The following is a 3038-nucleotide window of genomic DNA, read 5'->3' as shown; positions in this document are numbered from 1 at the left end:
ATAGCACATAGATGCATCGATTTAAAGTAAAGTAATTAATGTCGTTTACTATAGTAGCTAGAAGCCCCCGCACGAATGACTCTATCTGTAAGCTTCGCTCTAACAGCTCGACAAACCGCAATTTGAATTATCTTGCCACTTCAGGTACTTTGCATTTATAATGGATAGAAGATTTCACTTATTTTCGTGTAGCAGGCAAGGAGAACGTTCATGGGATTTTTTGACAGGGGCCACGAGAAAGAAAGCCCCCTTGGAAATTTGAGGGCACATATTGGTACTTTTATGTATTATGTAAAAGTGGGTAAATCCAAATTTAAAAACAAAGGGGCCGTGGGGACTATCTTTGTTGATATGGATAATACCAAGTTTCTTTTCCAACAGGCTACGTCCGGTACTATGTATATGTATGACATGAAGAAAAAACTGGACTATACCCTTTGGGATGCAGCTATTCACAAATATACAGAGGACATCCAGAAATTAAAAGATGAACTGTTAAAGGCAGTTGATGAAGGAGAAGAAAATGGGTCCTTCATGGAAGAAAAGGAAGAAAAGAAAAAAGCAGAAGAAGAAAAAGAAAAAGAAAAGGAAAAAACCACGGAAGAAGAACCGATAGGGGATTGGAAGGCCCATATTAAAGGCCAGATGAAAGAGGCTGAGGAAAAAGCCCGCCGTGAAGAGGAAGAGAGGCAGAAGGAGAAAGAACAGATTGTTGCCGCGGCCGAGGATACGAATGAGGCGCTGACAGAAGCGGACTGCCGGGAACTGTGGCGGCTCATCCAGGGGCTGGAACGGGAATACAAGGAAATGAACCGTATTGCCGATGAATGGTTTGCTGTCCATGGAAAGAAAACGGGCTGCCTTACAGCTCTGGTGGGAATGACATTGATTCCACTGGGGGCTATGTATGGGTTATATTATTTGCTTTAATTCATTTATAGGCACTTCCGGTTTGCACTTTCATGGATAAGTTTCTCCAGGTCCTTTAATGATGTTTCAGTATGGTCATGTAGAATTATTTATAACTCCATATTTTGTACTGCTCAGTTTTTACTTGTATTTCCCCTTATTCCTATGATATGATTAGTTCAGAAAACAGTTTCTGGGAGGTGACATCATGTCCAAACATATCGTTACAATCAATCATTCTTCCCTGCAGGATTCCATTAAATTTGAAGGCTGCAGTGAATGCCAGACTTCCTGCCAGTCTGCCTGCAAGACAAGCTGCACCATCGGAAACCTGATCTGCACAACACAGGAAGAAGCGAAAGAAGCAAAGAGAGCCTGAGTTGACGGCCCAGCCCCCGGCCATAAGGCCGGGGGCTTTTAAATTTCTTTCAATGGTTTGTTGTTGATTGTAATCGGCGGCTCCCAGGAGTCGTGTTAAAGAAGGAGAGTATTCATGGATTATAATGTAAAGCCCATGATTCATCGTTTCCGCCAGAATGGCATGAATATTGTGATGGATGTCAATAGCGGTATTGTTCATGTGGTAGATGATGTAACCTATAAGGTCCTGGAATTTTATAATGGCAAGAATCGTGACATGGTACTTGCCAACCTGAAAGGGAACTATGAGGAACAGGAACTGAATGAGGTCATGGATGATCTGGATGACCTTATTAAAAAGGAAGTTCTCTTTGCTCCTATGGACCCGAACTACAAAATGGCTATTGAAGACAGACCGATTATTAAGGCCCTTTGCCTTAATATTGCCCATGACTGCAACCTTCGGTGCAAGTACTGCTTTGCAGGACAGGGCGGCTATGGCCAGTGGCGCATGCTTATGCCCTTTGATGTAGCAAGGCGGGGAGTAGATTTCCTGATTGCCCACAGCGGACCCAGAGAACACTGTGAACTTGATTTCTTCGGTGGCGAACCGCTGATGAACTGGCATGTAGTGCAGCAGACCATTGATTATGTGCACAAAGAAGAGAAGAAGCACCATAAGAAAATCAAGATGTCCCTCACCACCAATGGCATGCTGCTTGATAAGGAAAAGGTAAAGTATCTGACCGATAACCATATCAGCCTCATTCTTTCCCTGGATGGCCGGAAGGAAATGCATGACCGCATGCGGCCTGATGTCAATGGAAATGGTACCTATGATCAGATTGTGAAGAATCTCCAGTACTGCGTTGCTCACAGGAATGGTGAGGAATATTACGTGCGCGGCACATTCACCAAATATAACCTGGATTTCACGACAGACGTGGAAGATATGTTGGACCATGGATTCCCGGCAGTGTCCATGGAACCGGTGGTGGGAGAGGATACGGCAGAGTATTCTATTAAGGAGGAAGACCTGCCACGGGTAAAGGCAGAATATGACCGTCTGGCACAGCTCTTTATTAAAAGGGAGGAGGAAGGGAGACCGTTCTTCTTCTTCCATTTCAATATGGACCTCTGGAAAGGCCCCTGCCTGCCGAAGCGGCTCCGCGGCTGCGGCGCCGGCCATGAATACCTGGCTGTAGTGCCGAATGGGGATATCTATCCCTGCCACCAGTTCGTGGGCCGGGAAGGATATGTTCTCGGAAATGTATATGAAGGCTTAAAGAACATGAAGATGATGCATGATTTCCGGGCAAACCATGTGTTCACGAAACCGGAATGCGTGGACTGCTGGGCGAAGTTCTTCTGCTCCGGCGGCTGCCATGCGAACAATGAAGCCTTTGCCGGTGATATCCATAAGCCCTATCACATTACCTGTGAAATCCAGAAAAAACGGGTAGAATGCGCGATGATGATCCAGGCCTATAATCAGCTGAAGAAACCGAAGGTCATGGCCCAGCCGGGAAGCTTTGAAGCCCTGCGGGAAGCAAAGAATAAATAAACACTGCATGAAAGTGGTGGCAGCTGCCACCACTTTTTGCTTGTCCGGCGGGGGAAGACAACTTGCCATATTTCAGTTTGTCGAGCTGGTGTGTTCGGCGCTGACGGGTAGAGTCATTCGCATGGAGCTTTTAGCTACTAGCGGCTAGTTGCCAGGAAAACTGTCCAGCCTGCGGCGCTTCCTATAGCTAACCTCCGTCGCCTAC

3 protein-coding genes are annotated in these 3038 nt (G+C 46.0%); all 3 read left to right on the top strand.

The genetic code is table 11. The features are described from left to right. Window positions 1-210 precede the first annotated feature (210 nt). The 3 genes from QZR21_RS08810 to scfB all read left to right on the top strand — a co-directional run bounded on the left by QZR21_RS08810 (window position 211) and on the right by scfB (window position 2833). Window positions 211-930 (top strand): hypothetical protein, encoded by a 720-nt coding sequence (locus QZR21_RS08810; RefSeq protein ID WP_296975002.1) that lies wholly within the window; start codon window positions 211-213, stop codon window positions 928-930. Between the two features lie 187 nt (window positions 931-1117). After that, window positions 1118-1288, top strand: a complete 171-nt coding sequence (scfA, locus tag QZR21_RS08805) for a six-cysteine ranthipeptide SCIFF (RefSeq protein WP_296100395.1) — start codon at window positions 1118-1120, stop codon at window positions 1286-1288. 114 nt (window positions 1289-1402) lie between these two features. Next, window positions 1403-2833, top strand: coding sequence for a thioether cross-link-forming SCIFF peptide maturase (scfB, locus tag QZR21_RS08800; protein ID WP_296100398.1), 1431 nt, complete (start codon window positions 1403-1405; stop codon window positions 2831-2833). Window positions 2834-3038: the final 205 nt, after the last annotated feature.

This window comes from uncultured Dialister sp., from assembly GCF_900541605.1.
In the GTDB taxonomy this organism is placed as follows: domain Bacteria; phylum Bacillota; class Negativicutes; order Veillonellales; family Dialisteraceae; genus Dialister.
This window is presented reverse-complemented; position numbering and strand designations above follow the sequence as displayed.